Source organism: Herbidospora solisilvae, assembly GCF_009901565.1.
GTDB lineage: Bacteria > Actinomycetota > Actinomycetes > Streptosporangiales > Streptosporangiaceae > Herbidospora > Herbidospora solisilvae.
In genome coordinates this window covers 384,888-407,854 of the sequence record NZ_WXEW01000001.1, presented here as the reverse complement: position 1 = coordinate 407,854, position 22,967 = coordinate 384,888, and the positions used below count along the sequence as shown (strand labels likewise).

Below are 22,967 nucleotides of genomic sequence, written 5' to 3'. Positions count from 1 at the left end.
GGTGCGGATCGACCTCCACAGCCACAGCACCGCCTCCGACGGGACCAGCCGCCCCGCCGAGGTGGTGTGGCGGGCCCGCGAGGCCGGTCTCGACGTGCTGGCCCTCACCGACCACGACGGTGTCGGCGGCCACGCCGAGGCCCTGGCGAACCTGCCCGACGGCCTGACCCTGGTGCCCGGCATGGAGTTGTCGTGCCGCCGCGACGGGATGAGCATCCATATGCTCGCCTACCTGTTCGACCCCGACCACCCGGGCCTGGCCCGGGAGACGGCGCTGATCCGCGAGGCCAGAGACGGCCGGGCCGCCGAGATGGTGGCCCGGCTGATCGACCTGGGGGTCCCGATCACCATGGAGATGGTCGAGCGGATCGCGGGCGGCGGCGTCGTCGGCCGCCCCCACGTGGCCCGCGCGATGCTCGCCGTGGGCGCAGTCGCCGACATCGAAGAGGCCTTCTCCAACCGCTGGATCGGATCGGGCGGACGCGCCCACGTGGCCCGCTACGCCCTCGACCCGGTCCGCGCCGTCGAACTCACCCGCGCCGCCGGAGGCGTGGCGGTGCTGGCCCATCCGCGGTCGGCCAAGCGCGGCCGGGTGGTCCCCGACGAGTGGATCGCCGACATGGCGGCGGCCGGGCTGACCGGGATCGAGGTCGACCACCGCGACCACACCACGACGGCGCGCGAGGAGCTGCGCGGCCTGGCGAAGGATCTCGGCCTGGTCGTGACCGGGTCGAGCGACGACCATGGGGAGCTGACGGGGCACCGGCTGGGCTGCGAGACGACGGCGCCGGAGGCCTACGAGGCACTGCTCGACGCGGTCCCGAGCCGCACCTGACGCCGTGGCGGTCGCGGCTCGCGAGCCTCACAAGTCGCCGATGAAGGTCATGAACCGGCACCACAGGCTGTGATCCTCGGGCTTGGACGTATAGCGGTGGCAGTCCGAGCAGTACCGGCGGGTGACCGTGGCGACGGCGGGAGGCCGGTAGCCGTTGAGCGACCGAAGGGCCTGCGCCGTCCCCGCTCGGTTCGGGCAGTCGGCCATCGCGACGAACGCCGAACCGGTCACCCTCTCCCCGCACCACGGGCACCGAGGCGCGACCAAAATGTTCGGCCGCTGCGGCGACGGGAACGGCGTGCGCCCGGCCAGCGGCAGATTCACCTGGCGTGCTCCCGGAACGACGATGCCGCCCCGCCGCAGGGCGTCGACCTGCAGGCCGCTTCCGATCACCGTGCCCGTCCCGGTGCCGATGACCGGATCCTTGCTGGTGAACAGCGCCGAGGCGCGGGTGCCCAGAGCGGCGACCGAGTAGTCGTCGCTCGGCACGGTGATGCGTGTCGTGGTCCCGATCCGCCCCGGCACGATCAGCCCGCTCCTCGTCGAGCTGACCGTACGGCTCGACAGCGCCACCGAGACCGGGTCGCCGTCGCGCAGGCCCATCGCCCGGGTGGAGGGGGTCAGGCTCGGCGTGATGGAGAGCACCTGCGTGGCCCGGCCTCGTCCGCCGAGCAGTGGGACGGCGTCGAGGTTGGTGATCCCGCCACGCAGGGCGATCGACTCGCCCTCCGGGTTCATCGCCCGCTGGGGAGTCCCGCCGGTTCCGAACAGCAGGTGCCGCCGGTCGTAGAAGTACTCTCCGGCGAGGTAGAGGAAGAAGCCGCCGGGGCCCGCGATCAGGCCGGCGGCGGCGCGGAAGGCGTCGCGGGTCCATGCGCTCCGCTCCGCGGCGGTCGGCCGCCATGACTGCGGCCGGTTGTCCTGAGTCATGACGCGCTCCTGGCTGCGAGAGGATCACTGGAACCATAGGCAGCCGCGACCGGTGTCCCCCAGGGTGCTGGCACCTGTTCAGGGTCCGGGGAATCCCTGTCCGAGGTAGCCGAGGAGGATGCGCCACGACTCGCCGTGGCGGATCAAGATGTGGGAAGGCGCGGGCGCCGTTGACTCAGATGGCCGGGCCGACTTCAAGCGGACGCGGATAAGTGGTGACGTTGGTATGCATCTGGCTCTGCACGGCGAAGAAGGCCATGCAGAGCCACAGAGCCCGCAAGGTGACTCGGGTGGGCGGTCGGGGTCCCCACACGAAGGGCAGCCAGACTCCGGAAAGAGAGACGCCGCGACTGCTGCGCACCACGAGCGGGGCCAGAAGCGAAAACTGAGCCTGCCCGTCGGCAAGATCGTTTAAATCGACAACGGCGGTTCGGGAACCACCCGAATCTCCTAATCCACCGTTTCCATACGCTGGTGATCGCAAGTGGTCGCCGCCGGCTTGGTCGCACGAGCAGTGGGTGGCCCAAGGCTTATTCGGCCACGCCGGCATTATGTGATCCCGGGGGGAACTGCACCTCACCGCCCACGAACGCGCGTGCCGAGGAGAATCCGGCGCGGCGGCGATTTCCATGTGTCCACAGTGAATCGCCGCTGTGATCCGGCGACTACCGGAACACCCGAAGTCGCGGTTGGGAAATGGAATCAGCGCGTGCCCAAATCATGAATCTGAAGAGTGAAGCCGGGCTCGCGGAGGCCCGGCCGTGCGTCTGGGAAATTTCTGAATGATCCGCGCGGCTGGACCGCTTTTCGTCCAGGCGAAGTCGGCAACCGCATGTCGACCGCGCGCTAGGTGTGAATTCCTTGCGCGACGTCAACGTGGAGGCGATGGTTTGAATGTCCAAAGACGATCTCGCCAAGCCTTGAGTTCGGAAAAGAAGCGGCTGGGGTCTTCTTCGGTCAGTAGGCTGTCGAGCGTGCTGGCGAGTCGTCGGCTCTCATCAAATGTCAACGGTTCGAGAAAACCCTGAAAATGGGTCGCATCCACGGATAGTTGAAATCCTGTTGTCGAGTATTCGTAGTCGTCGTCTACTAGTTTCGAAACCGCTGTCGACGGATCGATTCCAGCGGCGCGGACTGCGTCCACGAACTGGTACAGTTCCCGAAATCTAAGGTTCGAGAAGTGCACCGTGATGTTCAGAATGGGCATGGTGAGATCATTTCGTGCTTTCGGCGGGGTGAAGTGATCATGGGGAGTCCATGCTCCACCCACTGTCTATGATCGTCGCGTGGACTGAGGGGATCTTGGTGAGTTTACCTGCGGCGCTCATGGGTGAATTGGGTAGAGGTGGGTGCTGTTGCCATGATCTGACCGGTTTTGCAGGGCTGACAGCGACTTGCTGGGGAATCCATCACTTCGGGCGGTGGTGCAAAACCGAGGCGTCGAGTGTGCGCGGGCGGTTAGGAGGCCGGTTGGAGGTTCGGATGCTCGGCAACGCGTGCGACCAGCGCCGGCTCGATGATGTCCCGTGCTCCCGGGGCGTGAACGGCGATCAAGGAAGCGCCTGAACTTCCGTATAGGGGTGGTGTCTTTCGGATGATCGGCTGAGATCACACATGCTGGCCGAAACCTCAGCACGGGTCTCCGTGCTCCTGCCGCTGTACGACTCAAATTTCCTAATGTGCTGCCTGTAGCGCATCTTTGTCGCAGATTATCGTAGCTAATCCCGACGCTGTCGTTATCATTCTGGGGATGTCAGCCGCACGGCGCAGGAATATTGCTCCTGCAACCAGAGACGCGTTGTTCATGGCTGCCGGTATGCAGTGCGCGATGTGTCAGCGGAGTCTGCGGATACAGGATCCAGACCTGCCCGATCCGCAACAGAACTCGAACTCGTCGATGCACATTGCGGAGATGGCTCACATCGTGCCGTCATCCGAGACCGGCCCACGTAGTGGTGGTATCAGGCCCGGGGATGTCGATGGGGTCGACAACCTTATCTTGCTGTGCCCCTCCGATCATACGTTGATCGACAAGGAGCCTTTGGGGCCGAAGCTTTGGCCGGTGCGCAGGCTCCTTGACCTCAAGGCCGAGCACGAGGCCTGGATCGCCGTGCAGCGGACGCGTCCTGTATTCGGGCCTGCCGGGTCAGATCCGATGCCGCCGATTATCAAACCTGGTCAGACGATCGAAGCAGGTGAAGGTCGTTACCGGACGGCCGATGGCCATGAGTCCGTGCCGTGGTGGTCAGCTGACCGTACCGCTGTGCGATATGAGACGTATGCGCATGACGAGCAGTCCGGTGATCTGGTCTGGCTACGTGGGGTCGTCAATCGTGGGGGTTCGCCGGAGGGTGCGCGGTGGCGGGCCGCGCTTGCCGATGAGGTGGATCTGCTGGCGGGAGGGCTACCGGGGTTGCCGCGCCCAGTCGCCGTGGGCATGTCGCCGAACGCTGCGGTTCTGGTCACGGGGCCGTCATCACTGACGTCCGTGGAAGCCTACTTCGCCGGTAGAGGCCGTACCCCGGAGGGTGTGCACGCGTTGCTCGCCGGCCTGGGTGGGTTGTGCGCCGCGCTGGGAGAACTGCACGCGGTCGGGGGACACGGGCGGTTGAGCTCAGCCTCGATACTCGTCGGGGAGCACGGCAGATGGCAGTTGCGCGACATCGGCGACGCCATCCTGTGCCCAGGTGTTCCTGCCGATGACGTGAGGGATCTCGCCGAAATCGTCCACCGGTTGGTCACCGGGCGACCGTCGCTTCCGTTTGTGGCGGCGTCCACCTTGAATCCGGCCGTACCGCGGGCGGTGTCGGAGATGCTCGCCCGTGCGGTTGTGGATCGTCCCCGAGACCGCCCTGACATCCGTGAGTTCGGCGCCGGAATGCGGAGCTGATCCGGGCGCGACTTGGAACAGGCTCGTTACCACGACAAGGAGATGTGGATGACGCGTACGTTCGTGGAGCTAGGCCCGGAGGTCGGCCTGGTCTGGTCGCAGAACTTGCCGACCAAGATTTTCAAGCAGCGTGAACGTTATCCGATGCTGCCGGACCTCAACGGGATCGCCCGCGACCTGTGGGAACTGGCCGCTCAGCCGATTCCTGCCCGGCTTGAGCGTGGCAGGCAAGGGCGGGGCGACTTCCTGAAGATCTACATCGACGGCCGGTACGGCCTCTCCCTGAACGAGACGAAGGACAAACGCGGGTATTGGGTCGGTGGCATCCACCCGATGCATTTCGATGACCATGACAAGATCGCGCGTGGTGGACTTCTGGTGCGGGCCGGCCGGTGGTCCGTATACGACCATCCCAACGACTTGCGGGCCGCTTCAGGGTGGGACTGGATCGAGAAGGCCTGGCGAACCGAGATCGAAGGCCGTGCTGGCGACGACCCGGGTATGCCCGGACCGCACAGCCAGTTCCTTGATCGGCTGGAGACGCTGGTAGAAGAGGGCCGACGCATTGAGCTGTCCGGTAAGGGGTCTGCGCGGCTCTCGGCCTACCGGAGTGTCAACTCCGTGGCGGCGTTGCGCAAATCGGCCCGATCCGTGCACTCTTTCCAGCTTGTTGGGAGGAGCAGGCTGAATGTCGGTGCACGTGTTCACATCGAGGGTGAACCAGACCTGCGGGGCCGCGTTGCGGAAATAGAGGAGGACTTGGCGACCATTCGGTTTGAGCGGCCGGTCGACTTCGGGCGGATCCCGCAGATGGGCTCGTTCGTGGAGTCTCCGAACACTCTCCAGTTCGACAAACAGGCCGAGGCCATCGCGATGGTGCGCCGGGGTGAGTCGCGCAATCCACGACTGCTGACTGCTCTTGTCGACCGGAGGTTCCAGCCATTCGAGCCCGACAGCCACTGTGAACCTGCAGAGCCGTTGGACGACAGCCAGAGAGCCGCGTTCGCCAAGGCACTGACGGTGCCGGATCTCGCGGTGATTCAGGGCCCTCCGGGGACGGGCAAGACACGAACGATCCGACAGCTGGTGCGCGGCTGCGCCGACCAGGGTCAGAAGGTCTTGGTCACCTCCTACACCAACCGGGGCGTTGACAACGTTCTCAAGGAGCTCCCCTCCGATCTGCTGATCCTGCGCATCGGTGAGGGGGTCACCGCAGACTGTGATCATCTGACGTTGGAGGCGCGGGCCGTCGAACTGCAACAGCGCATTCGCGAACGTACGGAGCCGAAGCTCACGAGGTATGCGGTCGCCGACCCTGAGACCGGCACGGGCGACGCCCTGCTGCGGCAGCTTCTGAATGACCTCGACGGCATTTCGGCCGCTGCTGAGCAGGCCCGCCGCAGCGCCGCCACGCTGGCCCGGCACGACGCGGTCATCACCCTCGATCGACGGAGCCGGTTGGCCGAGATGGAAGACCTCGGTAACAGATATCGCCAGGAATTTGCCGAGATCGATAGTCGGCATCGAGCTCTTGGGCAGGCGGAGGCCCGTGCCGCACGGGCAGGGCAATGGCCGGTGGTCGGCGCGCTGTTCCGGCGCCGCGCCGAGCGTGTGCGGGGCGAACAGAGTGAGGTCGCCGCAGGCCTGGAACGGATACGGCGCACGCTCCAAACGATCGACCGGGACCGCCGGTCCGTGCAGGAAGAGATCGCCACACTGCGCGCAGGCCACCCTGAACTGCTGCGGCTGCGAAAGCGGCATGATGAGCACGTCGCCCGGCACCAGGTGCTGGTCGGGAAGACCGCAGAGGTCGCCGAAGCGCTGGGAATGCAACTGGCGGACGTGGCCCCTCTACCGCCGGTCACAGCCGACGAAGCCGCCCTCGTCGCATTCGCCCGAGCCGCACAGGACTGCCTGGCCCTCATGCGGCGCCGACTTGACCTGCTGACCCGATGGCGGGGCGCGCTGGAGCGGCGCACTGAACAGTTGTACGCCGAACTCGTCCGCTATGCCGATGTGATCGGGGCGACGTGTATCGGGGTTGCCACCGCCGGACACCTCGGAGACGTCGGCTTCGACCTGGTGGTCGCCGATGAGGCCGGTCAGATCGCCACCCAGGACCTGCTCGTTCCGTTGGTGCGGGCACGACGGGCGGTGCTGGTAGGGGACCACGTCCAGTTGCCTCCGCTGGAGGATCGGGAACTGCTCGCCTGGGTGCGAAGAGAACGCCCGGATGACCCCACTCTCGCGCACCTGGTCACGCAAAGTGCGTTCGAGCTGCTGTTCCCGTATGTACCGGCAGGCCATCGTGAGGTGCTGCGGTACCAGCGGCGTATGCCCGAGATGCTGGCCCGGTTCATCTCGCGTCAGTTCTACGGAGGTTTTCTGGTGACCGACGTGGATCGTCCGCACCGCGACGAATTGTTCGCAGCCCCGATGGCGTTCGTCGACACCTCTGCCGTAGCGGCGTCACGGCGGCGGGAACGCAGACCACGACCCGACGAACCTTGGCCTCAGAAGAGCACCCTGAACGATCTGGAGGCCGCGATACTCACCGAACTGGCCTGTTACTACCAGGCACGCGGTGGCGACTGGGCCGTGATCCTTCCATACTCGGCACAGATAGGGCTGGTCGGCGATCTGCTGTCGAAGCGGCTCCGTGATGACACGGACGTGGCACGGCGGGTGGCGACCGTGGACTCTTTCCAAGGAGGAGAGCACGACACGATCCTCTTCGGGTTCACGCGCAGCAACGCCAAGGGCGACATCGGGTTCTTCGACGACGTTCGCCGTTCCAACGTGGCGTTCTCCCGTGCCAAGCACCGGTTGATCCTCGTCGGAGACGCCGGCACGCTCCTCAATGCCACCCACCCACCCTTCCGGGACATGACGCGGGCGTTGATCGACCATGTCCGCGACTACGGCGACTTGAGAGCCGCCAGCGAGGTCATGACCCAACTGGCGGGGGAGACCTTCCGGTGACGGCCACGACCGAGCGGCTGCTGTATTCGACCAGCCGCGCCCTGGAACACGCAGCCGCCCTCGACGATGTGACTCCGCTCCGAATCCATCCCATCGGGTTTCCCCTCTTCATCGCCCAGTTGACCGCGACGATTGAGGAGCATGCCCCATTCGATCTGCTTGACCGATACGTAGGACTTGCCATCGGCGATGGCGGCTTCCGGTCCGTCAGTGGCATCGCCGACTTTCTGGGCGTCAGCGAGCCGATGATCGACCGGGTCCTGCGGTTCCTCGGAGGCATCGGTCACCTCACTGGGGCGGACGGTGCTCTTGCGCTTACAGAGAGGGGTATGCGGTCAGCTCGTGATGATCAGCGATATACCGCCAAGGCCGAGAAGCTCCGCCTCTACTTCGATGGCGTGCGATGCGGACCGCTCACCTCGGCGCACTACGCGCGCGGCGTCCGCGTCATGGATCAGGCACACGCCAACCAGCAGCGCATCTTCAAACTGCTCAGTCATTCCTGTGATTTCCGAAACGACGCCGTGCACGACCTTGCGCGACGTCCCGACCGCGGGAGCTACGACCTGCCCGACGAACTGACCGACGTGGCCGTACACGCAGTCGGATTGGCGTTCCTGCCCTGCTATCTCATCCGGGCCCGCACGTCTGGGGGCTTCCGCACGCTTGTCTACTCCGCCGTAGCCAGCCAACGCGATGAGCACGTGGAGGCCATGGTCGGGGAGTGGCCGACGACGGGTCGGCTTCTGGAACTCGGCGACAGCGAGAGTCCCCGTGACATGTTCGGGGACTGGTTGCGTGAGCAGCAGATAAGCCCTCGGTCGATTGAGTGGCTCGATGCGCTGCAGGCTCGCCTCAGTCTGCCCGCCTCCCGTCTCCCCTCGGACCCGCCTGCGAATAGAGCCAGAGGGATGTTCTCCTTGACCCAGGTCGGCTCCTACATCGCGCCACGTGGGCACGTCCTGCAGTTGTGGTGCTCCGATCCGCAGGTACGGCGTCGAGCCGCCCTCGCCCGGGCGCTGGCCTATGCCTCGGCCAGCCGTCGTGCCACTGCCGATGTCGTCGGCTTCCTTGAGCGCGTGTCACGTCAACTGGATCTCGTCCCCGCCGTCGCGCTCGACGAACTGGGCACCTACGCACGCGCCACCGGCCATGGTTCACTCATCCTTACTTGAAGTGGTCACGGTCCCCTTCTCGCCGAAGCAGTGCGAGGTCGTACCGCCTCGCCGCCCGGCGCAGATTGCGCGCCACGTTGGTCGCGATCCCCAGCACCCACGGCCGCAAGGACCCGCCGTCGGCGTCGATCCGATGTCGCAGCCGCCACGCTTCGAGAAAGGCCAGCGACAGCACGTCCTCGGCGGCCGACAGTCTCCCGTCAAACGGAAGGCGTGGCTGAACACCGGCCGGGTCATCTCCCCGAGCAGGGCCTCGAACGCCTCGGCGTCCCCGTCACGTATTCGGGTGCGCAGTGACATGTCCATACACAGGCACTGTCCGACCGATCACGGCATTCCGCGGATTTCTCCCGCGAAGTGCGGTGCGGGCCTGGCCGAGCTAGCCGGGCAGGAACGAGAGCACGAAGTCCGCCGACAGGTCATGCCAGTAGCCCGGCTTCCGCACCATCGCGTGGTTCTCCCCGGGCACGTCCACCACCCGGACGTCTCTCGTCACCTCCCGCACCCGGTCGGCGTAGTGGTGGGTCGCCCTGGGAGAGGTCATCCGGTCGTCGCTCCCGTGGGCCAGCAGCAGCCGCCGCCCCCTGAGCTGCTCCACCGGCTCGCCCTTGGGCAACCAGGGCGCCAGCGCCGCCACCCCGCGCACGTTCGGGTGCCCCGCGGCCCGCAACGCCGTCCGCCCGCCCATCGAATGGCCGACCATCACGACCGGCACGTCGTCCCCGTGCGCGAGCCGCACCTGCTCCAGGACCCGTTCCACGTCGCCGACGGGAGAAGCCGCCGGCCCGTTCCAGCCGCGCACCCGGTACCGCACCCGCCACACCGCGACCCCCCGGCGCGCCCCCGCGTTCCGGATCGCCCAGGCGAAGGGCACCATCCGCAGGACGGCGAGCTGCCACGCGCTCGTCGGCCCCGGCCCGACCTCCCTGCCGCCGTGCAGCACCAACGTGACGAGGCGCGTCGTGCCCCGGGCGGGATGGACGGTCGTGTACGGCATGCTCTCCATGACATCTCATTCGGAGCGGAGCCCGGAACGGACGGGTTTCAGAGGGAAGTCAGCACCCGGGGCCCGTCGTCGGTCACCGCGATGCTGTGCTCGACGTGCACGGCCCGGCTGCCGTCGACGGTGTGCAGAGCCCACCCGTCCGCCGCCGTCAGGTAGCGGTCCTTCCCCCCGGACATGAACATCGGCTCGATCGCCAGCGTCATGCCCGGCCGCAGCACCAGCCCCCGCCCGGGGCGGCCCTCGTTGGCGACGTGGGGGTCCTCGTGCATGTGCCGGCCGATGCCGTGGCCGCCGAAGTCCTGCGGGATGCCGTACCCGGCGGCCCGGCCGACCGCCCCGATCGCCGCCCCGATGTCGCCGAGCCGGTTCCCGGGCACGGCGGCGGCGATGCCCGCCGCCAGGGCCTTCTCGGCGGTGGCGACGAGGGCCTGGTCCGCCGGGTCACCGGGGCCGACGATCACCGTGAACGCCGAGTCGCCCGCCCAGCCGTCGAGGTAGGCGCCGCAGTCGATGCTGACCACGTCGCCCTGGCGCACCCGGTAGCGGTCGGGGATGCCGTGCACGATCACCTCGTTGACGGACGCGCAGATGACGGCGGGGAAGGGGGTCGGCGCGAAGCGGGGCTGGTAGTGCAGGAAGGCGGGCTTGGCGCCGTGTTCCCTGATGACCGTCGCGGCGACCTCGTCCAGTTCCAGGAGACGCACTCCCGGGACGATGGCCTCGCGGACGGCCTTCAGGGCTCTGGCCACCACGCGGCCGGCCTCGCGCATGGCGTCCAGTTCGGTGGCGGTCTTGATCTCAACCATGGTCTGCTCCCGTGGATCCAATACTTATACCGGTATTGTTATCACGTGTTGCTATGATCGCGTGCATGGTCCGACCACCGCTCACCGAACTCGACCACGAACGCGGCAACCGCCTGGGCGCCCTGCTCCGCCAGGCGCGCGGCGACCGCAGCATGACCGAGGTCGCCGCCACCGCCGGCATCAGCCCCGAGACCCTTCGCAAGATCGAGACCGGCCGCGTGCCGACCCCGGCGTTCTTCACCATCGCCGCCCTGGCCGCCGCGCTCGGCATCTCCCTCGACGTCCTCGCCGAGATCACCACGGCGGAGCGCGCCGCCTGACGACCGGCCGGCCCCTCATCCTGCTCGACGTCGACGGGGTGCTGAACCCGTTCCGGCGGCCGGGCCCGGAGTGGGGGCCGTACACGTGCACGGCCGCCGGGCAGCCCTACCTGCTGTGGCTGAACCCGGCCCACGGCCCGCTGCTGCTGGCGCTCGCCCACGCGACCGGGGCCGAACTGGTGTGGGCGACCACCTGGCAGCACGACGCCAACACGAGCATCGGCCCGATCCTCGGGCTGCCCGCACTGCCGGTCATCGAGGTCGACAAGGGCCGGGGCGCGGAGGGCCCCGGCTGCTGCTGGAAGATCCCGGCCGTCGCCGAGTTCGTCGACCGCCGCCCCTTCGTCTGGTTCGACGACGACCTCGGGCGGGCCGACCGGCTCTGGCTGGAGGCCCACCCGAACGTCGGCCGGTTCCGGCTCCTGCACGTCGGCTCAAGCCGCGGCATCCGCGACGCCCACTTCCGGCAGGCGCGGGCCTGGCTCACGTCGGGGTGAAGTGGCCCCCTGATCCGCGTCACGTCAGGCGGCCTCCTCGTCGGAGGTATTGACTTGACCAAGATCTCCAGTAGCCGGCTGACGGAGCAAAAGATCATGGAATACCAGTGGTGCCGGCCCGATACGCGGGCCCTTCTCACTGGAGCACGGATGTCTTCGAAGTCCCGGCTGGGGTTCATCGTTGTGGTGGCTGCGGGTTCCGTCATGAGTGTGCTGGGCGCGCCGATCCCGGCCCACGCCGCCACCGGCCAGGTGGTCGTGTTCAGCACCGAGTTCACCCCGCTGTCGATTTACAACGACCCCGAAGGCTGTCACAAACTGCCGCTCGCCAGCACCCAGCTGAACAACCAGACCGACAGGCCTGTCCGCGTCTATCTCGATCCGTTCTGCCTGACCCCGAGCATCACGGTTCAGCCCGGTCACGGCAGCCGTGTTCCGCCCGTCACCGGGAGCTTCTCCGTCGACTAGGGGTTCACACGAGGGGAGGGCCCCATAAAGGGCGTCAGCGTGCCGGAGCGCAGGGCGGTGACGGCGACGGTGAGACTGCGCCGGTCCTCGTGGAAACTGTAGGTGGCGTAGCCGGGGACGTGGCCCTTGTGTCCCCAGACCTGGCGGCCGCAGGGCAGCGTGAGCTTCATCTCCGGGGCCGGGCACGATCCGGCCGTACGGCAGGCGGAGGAAGCGGTTGACGCCCGCGGCGGTGGAGACGATCGCTCCGGCGGCTCCCACGTTGGAGGTGTCGAAGACGGTGATGTCCTCCAGGCGGTTCTGCTCGTCGGTGGTGTCGCACCCTCCGGCGGACGAGCCACGCACGCCGGAATGGCGTCGGCGCAGGTGTACCCGGACAGACCGCCCTTCGAAGGCCTCCTGCTCGGCCTAGGCATCGAACACGAAGGGCCGGCCATCACCCATGGCCGGCCCTTCGGCGGAGTCAGCGCTTCTTGCGGCCGTCGTCGGTCAGGCCCGCGCGCCGCAGCGCCTCGGCCATCGCGCCGCCCGGCGGCGGCGACGACTGACGGCGGTCCTGACGGCCCTGACGGGGCTGGCGGTCCTGCCGGTCCTGGCGCGGCTGCCGCTCGCCGCGTTCCTGGCGCGGGGCCTGCTGGCGGGCCGGTTCGTCCTGGAGGCGCAGCGTCAGCGAGATGCGCTTGCGGGGGATGTCGACCTCCAGCACCTTCACCTTCACGATGTCGCCGGGCTTGACGACGTCGCGCGGGTCTTTCACGAAGGTGTTGGACATGGCCGACACGTGGACCAGCCCGTCTTGGTGGACGCCGACGTCCACGAACGCGCCGAAGGCCGCCACGTTGGTGACCACGCCTTCGAGGATCATGCCCTTCTGCAGGTCGGAGATCTTCTCGACGCCCTCCCTGAAGGCGGCCGTCTTGAACGCCGGGCGGGGGTCGCGGCCGGGCTTCTCCAGTTCGCCGAGGATGTCGGTCACGGTCGGCAGGCCGAACGTGCCGTCGACGAAGTCGGCCGGCTTCAGCGAGCGCAGCGCGGCGGTGTTGCCGATCAGGGTGCGCAGGTCGCTGCCGGTCGCCGTGAGGATCTTGCGGACCACCGGATAGGACTCGGGGTGCACGCTGGAGGCGTCGAGCGGGTCGTCGCCGCCGGGGATGCGCAGGAAGCCCGCGCACTGCTCGAACGCCTTCGGGCCCAGGCGCGGCACCTGCTTGAGCGCCGACCGCGAGCGGAACGGGCCGTTGGCGTCGCGGTGCTGCACGATGTTGTCGGCCAGGGTCGAGCCGATGCCCGACACCCGGGTCAGCAGCGGGGCCGACGCGGTGTTGACGTCGACGCCGACGGCGTTCACGCAGTCTTCGACCACCGCGTCGAGTGAGCGGGAGAGCTTCTGCTCGGCCAGGTCGTGCTGGTACTGGCCGACGCCGATCGACTTGGGGTCGATCTTGACCAGCTCGGCCAGCGGGTCCTGGAGCCGGCGGGCGATGGAGACGGCGCCGCGCAGTGACACGTCGAGGCCGGGCAGTTCCTGCGAGGCGAAGGCCGACGCCGAGTAGACCGACGCCCCGGCCTCGGACACCATGATCTTCGTCAGGCCGGGCACCAGGCCGACCAGCTCACCGGCGAGTTTGTCGGTCTCGCGGGAGGCGGTGCCGTTGCCGATCGCGACCAGCTCGACCTTGTGCTTCTGGCAGAGCGCCCCGAGCACGGCGAGCGACTGGTCCCACTGCCGCTTCGGCTCGTGGGGGTAGATGGTGGCGGTGTCGACGACCTTGCCGGTCGCGTCGACCACGGCGACCTTCACGCCGGTGCGCAGGCCGGGGTCGAGGCCCATCGTCGTCCGGGTGCCGGCCGGGGCGGCCAGCAGCAGGTCGCGCAGGTTGGCCGCGAACACCCGAACGGCCTCGTCCTCGGCCGCCTGCCACAGGCGCATGCGCAGGTCGATGCCGAGATGCACGAGGATGCGGGTACGCCAGGCCCACCGCACGGTGTCGGAGAGCCACTTGTCGGCCGGACGCCCCTGGTCGGAGATGCCGAACCGGGTCGCGATGCGCACCTCGAACGTCGAGGGGCCCTCCTGGGGCTCCTCGGGCTCCAGCGTGAGGGAGAGCACCTCCTCCTTCTCGCCCCGGAACATCGCCAGGACGCGGTGGGAGGGCAACTTGGCGAACGGCTCGGCGAAGTCGAAGTAGTCGGAGAACTTGGCCCCGGCCTCCTCCTTGCCCTCACGCACGGCCGAGATCAGCCGGCCCCGGGTCCACATCGACTCGCGGAGGGTGCCGATCAGGTCGGCGTCCTCGCCGAAGCGCTCGATCAGGATCGCGCGGGCGCCCTCCAGGGCCGCCGCGGCGTCGGCGACGTTCTCGCCGACGAAGCCGGCCGCCGTGGCCGCCGGGTCGAGGTTCGGGTCGGCGAGCAGCTTGTCGGCCAGCGGTTCGAGGCCGGCCTCGCGGGCGATCTGGGCCTTGGTGCGGCGCTTCGGCTTGTAGGGGAGGTAGATGTCCTCCAGCCGGGCCTTCGAGTCGGCCGCCATGATCTGCGCCTCGAGCGCGTCGTCGAGCTTGCCCTGCGACCGGATCGACTCCAGGATCGCGGTGCGGCGCTCCTCCATCTCCCGCAGGTAGCGCAGCCGCTCCTCCAGCGCGCGCAGTTGCGCGTCGTCGAGCATTTCGGTCGCTTCCTTGCGGTAGCGGGCGATGAACGGCACCGTCGCGCCGCCGTCGAGCAGATCGACGGCCGCGGCGACCTGCCGCTCACGTACGCCGAGTTCCTCGGCGATCCGCTGGTTGATCGACTGGATCACGATCTTCCTTCTCCCTAGGCTCCGGCCCATTCTGCCGGACCGGCGTGCCCGCCGAGCCTGGTCGGCCAGAGCCGGGTGGTGCAGTCGTCCGAGGTGGTGGCCAGCAGGTGGCCGTCGGGATGGAAGGCGGCGCCGTTGACGGCGGAGGTGTGGCCGGTGAGGACGGCCAGTTCCGCGCCGCTCGCGGTGTCCCAGATCCGGACGGTACGGTCGCCGCCGCCGGTGGCCAGCAGCTCGCCCGTGCCGTCGAAGGCCACGGCGCGCACGTCGGAGGTGTGGCCGGTCAGCTCGCGCGTCGCGCCGGTCCGCCGGTTCTCCAGCGCCACCGCGCCCCCCGGCAGGACGGTCGCCACGAGATGGCCGCACGCGGCGCTCGCCCCGACCACGAGCTCGTCGCCGGCGAAGACCGCGCCGGTGCCGGGCCGCTCGCTCAGCTGCCGGCCCATGACGGTGTCCCAGACCCGGACCGTGCCGTCGGCGCTCGCGGTCGCGATGACATCGCCGGAGGGGTGGAAGGCCACCGAGGTCACCGGGCCGGTGTGCCCGGTCAGGGGCTCGCCGAAGGAGCGCCGGGTGCCGGGGTCCCAGAGCCGGACGGTGTGGTCGGCGCAGGCGGCGGCCAGCAGGTGGCCGCCGGGGTGGAAGGCCACGACGGGGCCGCCGGGCAGCGGGTCGCCGACCTGGTCGCGGGTCACCGGGTCCCACAACCGGACCGCCCGGTCGGCGGTGGCCAGCAGGTGGCCGCGCGGGTGGAACGCCACCCCGTGGACGGGCGCGTCGTGGCCGGTCAACCGGCGGGCGACGGCCGCCGAGGTCATCCGGGCCTCGAGCTCGTCGACCCGGGCGGTCAGCCGGCGCACCAGGTCGTCGCGTTCCTCGAGGCGGCGGTGCAGGTCGTCGCGGACCCGCCGGGCCACCGCGTGGGTGTGCTGGAGGGTGACCAGCGAGCGGCGCAGCCGGGCGACGTGGTCGGAGGGCTCCTCCTCGGGCGGCCCGTCGACCCGCCACCGCCGCACCTCGCCGCGGTCGTCGACGCTCACCATGGACGACCGGCCGAGGGCCACCGCCTGGACGGCGCCCGTGTGGCCGCTCACCCGGGCCAGGGGGGCGGCGCTCAGGTCGTACAGGGAAATGGAGCCGTCCCAGTTCACGGCGGCGAGCACGTCGCCGCGGGCGGCCAGCCCGGACACCGGCTCGGGGACGATCACCTCGTCGTCGGCCCGCGCGAGGCGGTCGGGGCCGACGATGACCAGGCGTCCGGCCAGGAAGGCGACGCCCTCGCCGGGGACGGGGTCGCCGACCGGCTGGCCGGTGGCGGCGTCCCACAGGCGGACCGTGCCGTCCTGGGCGGCGGTGGCCAGCAGGTGCCCCGCGGGATGGAAGGCCAGGTCGACGACCCGGCCGGTGTGGCCGGTCAGCGGGTCGCCGACCGGCATCCGGGTCACCGGGTCCCAGAGGCGGATCGTGTGGTCCCAGCCAGCGCTGGCCAGCAGGTGGCCGTCGGGGTGGAAGCCGACGGCGGTCACGACGTCGTCGTGGCCCTTCAGCTCGCCGGCCGGCACCCCGGACAGGTCCCACAGGCGGACGACGCCGTCCTCGCCGCCGGAGGCGAGCAGGTGGCCGTCGGGGTGGAAGGCCAGGGTCATCGTGTACGGGGACCCGCTCATCTCCACGCCCGTGGAGTAGCGGATGAGGCCCGTGTCGTCGGAGGTGGCGACCAGGTCGCCGCCGGGATGGAGGGCCACCCCGGCGACGGGGGCGGAATGGCCGGTCAGCGGTTCGCCGATGGGCGTGACTCGTAGGCGCATATGACCGGCAGCATTCCAGATTGTCAGGATTACGGCAGGAGAACGAGCCGTCCCCGCAGTCCGCCCTCGGCCATCCGCGTGTGCGCGGCGGCGGCCTCGGTGAGCGGATAGGTGGCGGCCACCCGGACCCTGACCTTGCCGGCGTCCACCAGCTCCACGAGCGCGTCGAGCTGCTCGCGGGCCGGGTGGGCCCACATGACCTGCGACGTGATGCCCCGGCCGTCGCCGGGCGCGCCGTCGACGACCACGGCCACGAACTGCCCGCCGTCGCGCACCGCGTCGTGGGCGGCCTCCACCAGCTTCGCCGGGTCGACGGCCGCGTCCACGCCCTCGGGCAGCAGCTCGCGGACCTTCGCGACGTCGTCGACCACGTAGTGCGCGCCGAGGGCGCGCAGCTCCTCCTCGTCGGTGGAACGCGCCAGGGCGACGACCGTGAGGCCGCGCAGCGCGGCGAGCTGCACCAGCATGCCGCCCACGCTGCCGGCGGCGCCGGTGACCAGCAGGGTCGAGCCCTCCGGCAGGTTCAGGATGTCGAGGCACTGCCAGGCCGTCAGGCCGGGCAGCGGGAGGCCGGCGGCCCGCTCGGCGGGCCAGTCGGCGGGCGCGGGGGCGAGTTCGTCGACGGCGATGACCGCCTGGTCGGCGTACGGGCCGAAGTCGCGGTTGAAGCCGCCCCAGGTGGAGGCGGCCAGGACGCGGTCGCCGACGGCGACCCCGGTGACGTCCGGGCCGAGGGCCTCCACGACGCCGGCGACGTCGCAGCCCATGCCGGTCTGCTCCCGGGCCGGGGCGCCGTGCATGAGCAGGCCGCCGCCGCGGATGAACAGGTCGACGGGGTTGACCGCCGCCGCCTCGACCCTGATGCGGACCTGGCCGGGGCCCGGCTCGGGGGCCGGGACCTCCACGGTCTCGAGGGCCTCCGGGCCCCCGTATTTCCTGACGACCACCGCGCGCATTGGTTCTCCTCCAGTGTGTCCGGGGGTCCCGAAGCTGATGATCGTAGTAGATATTTCAACCAAAAGATCAGAAAAAGAAACCCCGGGCGGAAATGCCCGGGGTTCCTGGTTATGAGGTGTTATGCGAGGCCGTTCTTCATGGACGTGATGAGTTCGCCGTTGCTCGTGTCACCGCTGAGTTCCCAGAAGAAGGCGCCGCCGAGGCTCTGGTCCTTCGAGTAGGTCATCTTCCCGGTGATCGTGGACGGGGTGTCGTAGCTCCACCAGTTGCTGCCGCACTTGGCGTAGGCGGTGCCCGCGATGGTGCCGGTGGGCGGGCAGGTGTTCTTCAGGACCTTGTAGTCCTCGTTGCCCGCCTCGTAGGTGCCGGGCGCGGCCCCGGTCGCGGTGCCGCCCGGGGTGGCCTGGGTGACGCCGGTCCAGCCGCGGCCGTAGAAGCCGATGCCGAGCAGCAGCTTGGACGCCGGCACGCCCTTGGACTTGAGCTTCTGGATCGCGTTGTCGCTGTAGAAGCCGGCCGTCGGGATACCGGTGTAGCTGTACAGCGGCGAGTGCGGGGCGGTCGGGCCCTGCGCCGCGAAGGCGCCGAAGTAGTCGTAGGTCATGACGTTGTACCAGTCGAGGTACTGCGCGGCGCCGCCGTAGTCGGCCGCGTCGATCTTGCCGCCGGTGGTGCCGTCGGCGGTGATGGCCGCGGTGACCAGGTAGTTCTGGCCGAAGCGGTTGCGCAGCGCCTGCATCAGGTTCTTGAAGGACGCGAAGCCCGAGGTGTCACAGGACAGGCCGCAGGTGTTCGGGTACTCCCAGTCGATGTCGATGCCGTCGAACACGTCGGCCCAGCGCGGGTCCTCGACGAGGTTGTAGCAGGAGTTGGCGAAGGCGGTCGGGTTCTGCGCCGCCTGGCCGAAGCCGCCCGACCAGGTCCAGCCGCCGAAGGAGAACAGGACCTTGATGTGCGGGTACTGCTGCTTGAGCTTGCGCAGCTGGTTGAAGCTGCCGCGCAGCGGCTGGTCCCACGTGTCGGCCACGCCGTCGACGCTCTCGGCGGCGGTGTAGGCCTTCTCGTAGTCGGCGTAGCTGTCGCCGATGGTGCACTGCCCGTTCTGGACGTTGCCGAAGGCGTAGTTGATGTGGGTCAGCTTCGCCGCCGAGCCGCTCGTGACGATGTTCTTCACGTGGTAGGCCCGCTGGTAGACGCCCCACTGGACGAAGTAGCCGAGCAGCTTCTTGTTCCCGCCGGTCCCGGTCTGGGAGGTGGTGCCGGTGACGCTGTTCGACAGGCCCGACTGGTTGTTCGCGGCGTCGCGGGCGCGGACCTGGTAGGTGTACGCCGTGTTCGCCGCGCGGCCGGTGTCGGTGTAGCTGGTGCCGGTCACGGTGGTGACCAGGGTGCCGCCCCGGTAGACGAGGTAGCCGGTGACGCCGACGTTGTCGGTGGAGGCGTTCCACGACAACGAGACGGAGTTGCTGGTCACGCCGGTCACCTGGAGACCGCCGGGCGTCGAGGGCGCGGTGGTGTCGGGGCCGCCGGTCCCGGACGTGGTGCCGGTGACGCTGCCGGACAGGCCCGACTGGTTGCCCGCGGCGTCGCGGGCGCGCACCTGGTAGGTGTACGCGGTGCTCGCCGCCCGGCCGGTGTCGGTGTAGCTGGTGCCGGTCACGGTGGTGACCAGGGTGCCGCCCCGGTAGACGAGGTAGCCGGTGACGCCGACGTTGTCGGTCGAGGCGTTCCAGCTCAGCGAGACGCTGCTGCTGGTCACGCCGGTCACCTGGAGGTTGCCGGGCACGCTCGGCGCGGTGGTGTCGCCGCCGCCGGTGCCGCCGGTGACCTGGATCGCCGAGACGATGGCGTAGTTGGCGCCGCCGTTCATGTTGAACTGCACGTTGAGCTGGCCGTCGGAGACGGTCGCGGTGTAGGTGCGGTCACAGGCGGTGAGCGCGCCGCAGGAGGCGAACACGTCGAACGCCGAGGCCACCACGGTGTTCTCGATCCGGATGTCGAACTTGCGCTGCCCGGCGGCGTTCGCCCAGTCCTCGACCATCTTCAGGGTGACCTGGTAGGTGCCGTTGGCCACGTCGAACTTGTAGCCGCCCCAGCCGCTGAACAGCTGGTAGTTCTGGTAGAGCGCGTCGTCGGTGGTGCCGCCGATCGCGCTGCCCGTGGAGCCGGAGCCGTAGGACGTCTCGTAGCCCCAGCTGCCGCTGGAGTAGGCCTTGTCGGCGAGCCAGGCGTTGCCGCCGCCGTCGGTCAGGGCCGGGCCGTTGGCGTTGGCCCGCAGGGGCACGGTCACCGCGCCGTACGCCGCGGACTGCGCGAACATCAGTGGCAGGATCAGCGCACCGATCGCCAGTAAGAGGGTCAGGACTCTTCTCATCGTGCTACTCCACGTCCGGGGGGAAGGGGAATGCGGCGGGACGCGCCGGGAACAGGGGGTTCCCGTCCAACTAATAGGAAGCTTTCCTTTTAATTAGGGCGAACGTAACCCGCGCCACAGATCCCGTCAATGGGCGCGCAGGGAACGCCAGATCGGACCGGGCAGCGCGGCGGCCGCCTCGTCCAGATCGAGGCCCGGCGCGCCGGCCAGCACCCGGCGTGTGGTCTCGGCGAGCGGCCCGATGAGCAGCATCTCGATCAGCGCCGGGGGCAGGTCGGCGATCTCCCCGGCGGCGACGCGCGGCGCGAACCACGCCGTCAGCCGGTCCATGCGGGGCGCCTTCCGGGCCGCGACGGCGGCGGCGTGCGGCTCGACGAAGGGCGCGGCGTGGATGAACCGGGCCCGGGCGGTCTCGTCGCGGGCGAAGGCGAGGTAGGCGCGCACGATCGCGCGCACCCCCTCCTCGGTGCCCTCGGCCCGCTCGACCGCCTCGATCAGGCCGGTCAGCAGGTCGTCCATGCACTCGGAGTAGAGGGCGGCGGCCAGCCCGTCGAAGCTGCCGAAGTGGTGGTAGAGGCTGCCCGTGCTGACGCCGCTGCGCGAGGTCACCGCGCGCAGGGTGAAGTCGTCGTCGGTGAACGCCTCCAGGGCCGTGTCGAGCAGCCGGCGGATCGTGGCCTCGCTGCGGGCCTGCCTCACGCGACTCCCGAGAGCTTCCCGGCCTGCTCCCACAACCGCAGGCCGAGGTCGCGGTCGACGTTCATCGGGATCGCCTTCAGCTCGTCGTAGTAGCGGCCCGTGGTGGACCTCTCGGTCAGCGCGACCACCGGGGCCGCGCCCTGCTCGGGAGTCTTCCAGAACCGCTTGGCCACTTTGAGCAGCAGCCCGACCGGCCCGCCCCGCGCGCCCAGGCCGGTGTTGATCACGCCGGGGTGGACGGCGTCGATCGTCACGCCGCGCTCCCGCCAGCGCTCCGCGAACAGCGGCAGCGTCTCCACGTTGCAGCGCTTGGTGTCGGCGTAGGTGCGCAGCGGGTGGAAGTCGTGGCCGTAGGGGGTGCGGTCGGGGTCGGCCTTCCCCTTCACGTAGAGGCCCGCGCTGACCTGCACGACCCGGGTGAGGCGGTCTTCGAGCAGGCGGTTCAGGGTGAACGGGGCCAGGTGGTTGACCGCGAACGCCTCCTCCAGGCCGTCGGCGGTGAGGGTGAGCCGCGACGGCCACAGGCCCGCGTTGTGGACCAGCACGTCGATCCGGGGGCAGGCCTCGGCCAGCCGCCCGGCCACCTCGTGCATGCCCGACACGGCCGACAGGTCGCCGACGACGAGGTCCGCCTCGCCCGGCAGCGAGCGGACCGCCTGCTCTCCCCGCGCGGCGTCGCGCGCGACGACGACCACCCGATGCCCCCGCCGCGCCAGCTCGGCGCAGACGGCGTACCCGATTCCCCGGTTTCCTCCGGTCACCACCACGTTCATGGCGACAAATTAGAACAGTTCTCTAAATCTTCTTCAACAGGCCGTCGACGGCGGCCAGGGCCAGCGTCTTGTAGCCGACCGAGTCGAACAGGACGGTCACCCGGTCGGGGTCGGCGCTCATCACCGTCCCGGCGCCCCAGGCGGTGTGCTCGACCTTCGACTGGAGCGGGAAGGGGCCGTCGTCCACCTCCTGGACCGCCTCCTGGACCACCCCGTGACAGGTGTCGCAGGTGCCGCAGGAACGGCCGTAGGGCTGGCCGAAGTACTCCAGGAGGAAACGGCGGCGGCAGCCGGTCGTCTCGGCGTAGGCGCGCATCATGTCCAGGCGCGACTCGTCGACGCGGTGGCGGGTCTCGTCGAGCTCGACGGCCCTCTCGGCCGCCCGCTCGGCGGTGAGCCGCCGGCGGGCCCAGCGCAGCTCGCCGGGGACCAGCGCGCCCGCGCGCTCCAGCAGGTTGGCCAGGGCGGTCAGCCGGGTGGTGCCGACGCCGAGCAGGTCGCGCAGCTCCCCGGCCGGGACCACCCCGCCGTGCTCGCGGATCAGCACCGCCATGCGCAGCAGCAGGTCGGGGTCGGCCCGGCCGCCGGCCTGGAACCGGCGCAGGCCCAGGTCCTCGGGACGGTAGAACAGGACCGCCTCGGCGGGGCGGCCGTCCCGTCCGGCGCGGCCGATCTCCTGGTAGTAGGCGTCGGGCGACTCCGGCGGGCCCGCGTGCAGCACCCGGCGCACGTCGGGGCGGTCGATGCCCATGCCGAAGGCCGAGGTCGCCACGACCACGTCCAGCTCCCCGGCCGCGAACCGCGCATGCGTGCGGTTGCGGTCGGCCGTCTTCAGCCCGGCGTGGTACGGCTCGGCCCGCTTGCCCTCCATCAGCGCGCAGTACTCCTCGGCGTCCCGCCGGGTCGGCACGTAGACCAGCGTCAGGCCCTCGCCCGCGAGGGCGTGCTCCACCAGGGCCCTGCGCCGGTCGTCCTCGGAGGTGAACCGCCGGGCCGACAGGGTCAGGTTCGGCCGGTCGAAGCCCCGCACGATCTCCACCGGGTCGCGCAGCCCCAGCGACCGCACGATCTCGGCCCGCACGTTCGGCGCCGCCGTCGCGGTCAGCGCCACCACCGGCGGATGCCCCAGCTTCTCGATCACCTGGCCGAGCCGCAGGTAGTCGGGCCGGAAGTCGTGCCCCCACGACGACACGCAGTGGGCCTCGTCGATCGCGACCAGCGACGGCCGGGCCGCCGCCAGGCGCTCCACCACCTCGGGCTTGGCGAGCTGCTCCGGCGACAGGAACACGAACTCGGCCGTCCCGGCGGTGACCTGGTCGAGGCCCTTGTCGACCGACTGCGTCGAGTTGACCGCCACCGCGCCGGTGCCCGCCTTCAGCAGGCTCATCACCTGGTCGCGCTGCAACGCGATCAGCGGCGACACCACGACCGTCGGGCCGTCGAGCAGCAGGGCGGGCACCTGGTAGACGGCCGACTTCCCGCCCCCGGTCGGCATCACCAGCAGCACGTCGCGCCCGGCGACCAGATGCCGCATCGCCTCCTTCTGCCCGGGCCGCAGCCCCTGCCAGCCGAACACGCGCCGGGCCGTCGACCCGAGCCGGAATCTCGCGAGCGCTCTCCTCATGGCCGCCCTCTATGCCCGGCCTG

20 protein-coding genes are annotated in these 22,967 nt (G+C 69.7%); 7 read left to right on the top strand and 13 right to left on the bottom strand.

Annotated features, from left to right (window positions below):
- The first annotated feature begins 1 nt into the window (after position 1).
- On the top strand, positions 2-835 hold the full coding sequence (locus GT755_RS01885; protein ID WP_161477941.1) for a PHP domain-containing protein: 834 nt from the start codon (positions 2-4) through the stop codon (positions 833-835).
- 27 nt (positions 836-862) lie between these two features.
- On the opposite strand, the gene GT755_RS01880 is transcribed toward GT755_RS01885, so the two are convergent.
- Positions 863-1,765: a hypothetical protein gene (locus GT755_RS01880; protein ID WP_161477940.1), complete on the bottom strand. Its 903-nt coding sequence runs from the start codon at positions 1,763-1,765 to the stop codon at positions 863-865.
- A gap of 871 nt (positions 1,766-2,636) precedes the next feature.
- The gene (locus GT755_RS01875) at positions 2,637-2,972 is read right to left on the bottom strand and encodes a hypothetical protein (protein WP_161477939.1); all 336 of its coding nucleotides are present in this window, start codon (positions 2,970-2,972) and stop codon (positions 2,637-2,639) included.
- A gap of 543 nt (positions 2,973-3,515) precedes the next feature.
- On the opposite strand from GT755_RS01875, the gene GT755_RS01870 reads away from it, so the two are divergent.
- Genes GT755_RS01870 through GT755_RS01860 form a run of 3 tightly spaced genes read left to right on the top strand, consistent with a single transcriptional unit; the run spans position 3,516 to position 8,812 of the window.
- On the top strand, positions 3,516-4,655 hold the full coding sequence (locus tag GT755_RS01870) for an HNH endonuclease (protein WP_161477938.1): 1,140 nt from the start codon (positions 3,516-3,518) through the stop codon (positions 4,653-4,655).
- A gap of 48 nt (positions 4,656-4,703) precedes the next feature.
- Positions 4,704-7,637, top strand: coding sequence for a DEAD/DEAH box helicase (locus GT755_RS01865; RefSeq protein WP_161477937.1), 2,934 nt, complete (start codon positions 4,704-4,706; stop codon positions 7,635-7,637).
- A complete protein-coding gene (locus tag GT755_RS01860) occupies positions 7,634-8,812 on the top strand; it encodes a hypothetical protein (protein ID WP_161477936.1) in 1,179 nt (392 codons plus the stop codon). Before GT755_RS01865 ends, GT755_RS01860 begins: the two co-directional genes overlap by 4 nt.
- Here GT755_RS01860 and GT755_RS39125 read toward each other — a convergent pair.
- The 3 genes from GT755_RS39125 to map all read right to left on the bottom strand — a co-directional run bounded on the left by GT755_RS39125 (position 8,805) and on the right by map (position 10,624).
- Positions 8,805-8,987, bottom strand: a complete 183-nt coding sequence (locus tag GT755_RS39125; protein WP_328794122.1) for a sigma factor — start codon at positions 8,985-8,987, stop codon at positions 8,805-8,807. The two genes, GT755_RS01860 and GT755_RS39125, sit on opposite strands and share 8 nt — an antisense overlap.
- A gap of 204 nt (positions 8,988-9,191) precedes the next feature.
- Positions 9,192-9,818, bottom strand: coding sequence for an alpha/beta hydrolase (locus tag GT755_RS01850; RefSeq protein WP_235965773.1), 627 nt, complete (start codon positions 9,816-9,818; stop codon positions 9,192-9,194).
- A gap of 38 nt (positions 9,819-9,856) precedes the next feature.
- Positions 9,857-10,624: a type I methionyl aminopeptidase gene (map, locus tag GT755_RS01845; protein ID WP_161477935.1), complete on the bottom strand. Its 768-nt coding sequence runs from the start codon at positions 10,622-10,624 to the stop codon at positions 9,857-9,859.
- Between the two features lie 65 nt (positions 10,625-10,689).
- Between map and GT755_RS01840 the strand changes: the two genes are divergently transcribed.
- From GT755_RS01840 to GT755_RS39120, 3 genes are read left to right on the top strand one after another with little or no spacing between them, the layout of a single operon-like run.
- Positions 10,690-10,944, top strand: a complete 255-nt coding sequence (locus GT755_RS01840; protein WP_202609527.1) for a helix-turn-helix domain-containing protein — start codon at positions 10,690-10,692, stop codon at positions 10,942-10,944.
- Positions 10,941-11,441 (top strand): HAD domain-containing protein, encoded by a 501-nt coding sequence (locus tag GT755_RS01835; RefSeq protein WP_268903081.1) that lies wholly within the window; start codon positions 10,941-10,943, stop codon positions 11,439-11,441. Before GT755_RS01840 ends, GT755_RS01835 begins: the two co-directional genes overlap by 4 nt.
- Before the next feature lie 54 nt (positions 11,442-11,495).
- Positions 11,496-11,909 carry a hypothetical protein gene (locus tag GT755_RS39120; protein ID WP_235965771.1) on the top strand — a complete coding sequence of 138 codons (414 nt, stop codon included), beginning with the start codon at positions 11,496-11,498 and terminating at the stop codon, positions 11,907-11,909.
- Here GT755_RS39120 and GT755_RS01825 read toward each other — a convergent pair.
- The 8 genes from GT755_RS01825 to GT755_RS01790 all read right to left on the bottom strand — a co-directional run bounded on the left by GT755_RS01825 (position 11,906) and on the right by GT755_RS01790 (position 22,944).
- Positions 11,906-12,079, bottom strand: a complete 174-nt coding sequence (locus GT755_RS01825) for a hypothetical protein (RefSeq protein ID WP_161477933.1) — start codon at positions 12,077-12,079, stop codon at positions 11,906-11,908. The genes GT755_RS39120 and GT755_RS01825 overlap by 4 nt on opposite strands.
- Positions 12,080-12,372: 293 nt before the next feature.
- Entirely contained in the window at positions 12,373-14,739 is a 2,367-nt protein-coding gene (locus GT755_RS01820) for a Tex family protein (protein WP_161477932.1), read from the bottom strand.
- The gene (locus GT755_RS01815) at positions 14,724-16,517 is read right to left on the bottom strand and encodes a WD40 domain-containing protein (protein WP_161477931.1); all 1,794 of its coding nucleotides are present in this window, start codon (positions 16,515-16,517) and stop codon (positions 14,724-14,726) included. The genes GT755_RS01820 and GT755_RS01815 overlap by 16 nt, the downstream gene beginning before the upstream one ends.
- Before the next feature lie 29 nt (positions 16,518-16,546).
- Positions 16,547-17,473, bottom strand: coding sequence for an NADP-dependent oxidoreductase (locus GT755_RS01810; RefSeq protein WP_161477930.1), 927 nt, complete (start codon positions 17,471-17,473; stop codon positions 16,547-16,549).
- A gap of 119 nt (positions 17,474-17,592) precedes the next feature.
- On the bottom strand, positions 17,593-19,848 hold the full coding sequence (locus tag GT755_RS01805; RefSeq protein WP_161477929.1) for a glycosyl hydrolase family 18 protein: 2,256 nt from the start codon (positions 19,846-19,848) through the stop codon (positions 17,593-17,595).
- A 126-nt stretch (positions 19,849-19,974) separates the two neighbouring features.
- Complete coding sequence (locus GT755_RS01800) at positions 19,975-20,547, bottom strand: TetR/AcrR family transcriptional regulator (RefSeq protein ID WP_161477928.1); 573 nt, start codon at positions 20,545-20,547, stop codon at positions 19,975-19,977.
- The gene (locus GT755_RS01795; protein WP_161477927.1) at positions 20,544-21,320 is read right to left on the bottom strand and encodes an SDR family NAD(P)-dependent oxidoreductase; all 777 of its coding nucleotides are present in this window, start codon (positions 21,318-21,320) and stop codon (positions 20,544-20,546) included. The genes GT755_RS01800 and GT755_RS01795 overlap by 4 nt, the downstream gene beginning before the upstream one ends.
- Positions 21,321-21,342: 22 nt before the next feature.
- On the bottom strand, positions 21,343-22,944 hold the full coding sequence (locus GT755_RS01790; RefSeq protein ID WP_161477926.1) for a RecQ family ATP-dependent DNA helicase: 1,602 nt from the start codon (positions 22,942-22,944) through the stop codon (positions 21,343-21,345).
- Positions 22,945-22,967: the final 23 nt, after the last annotated feature.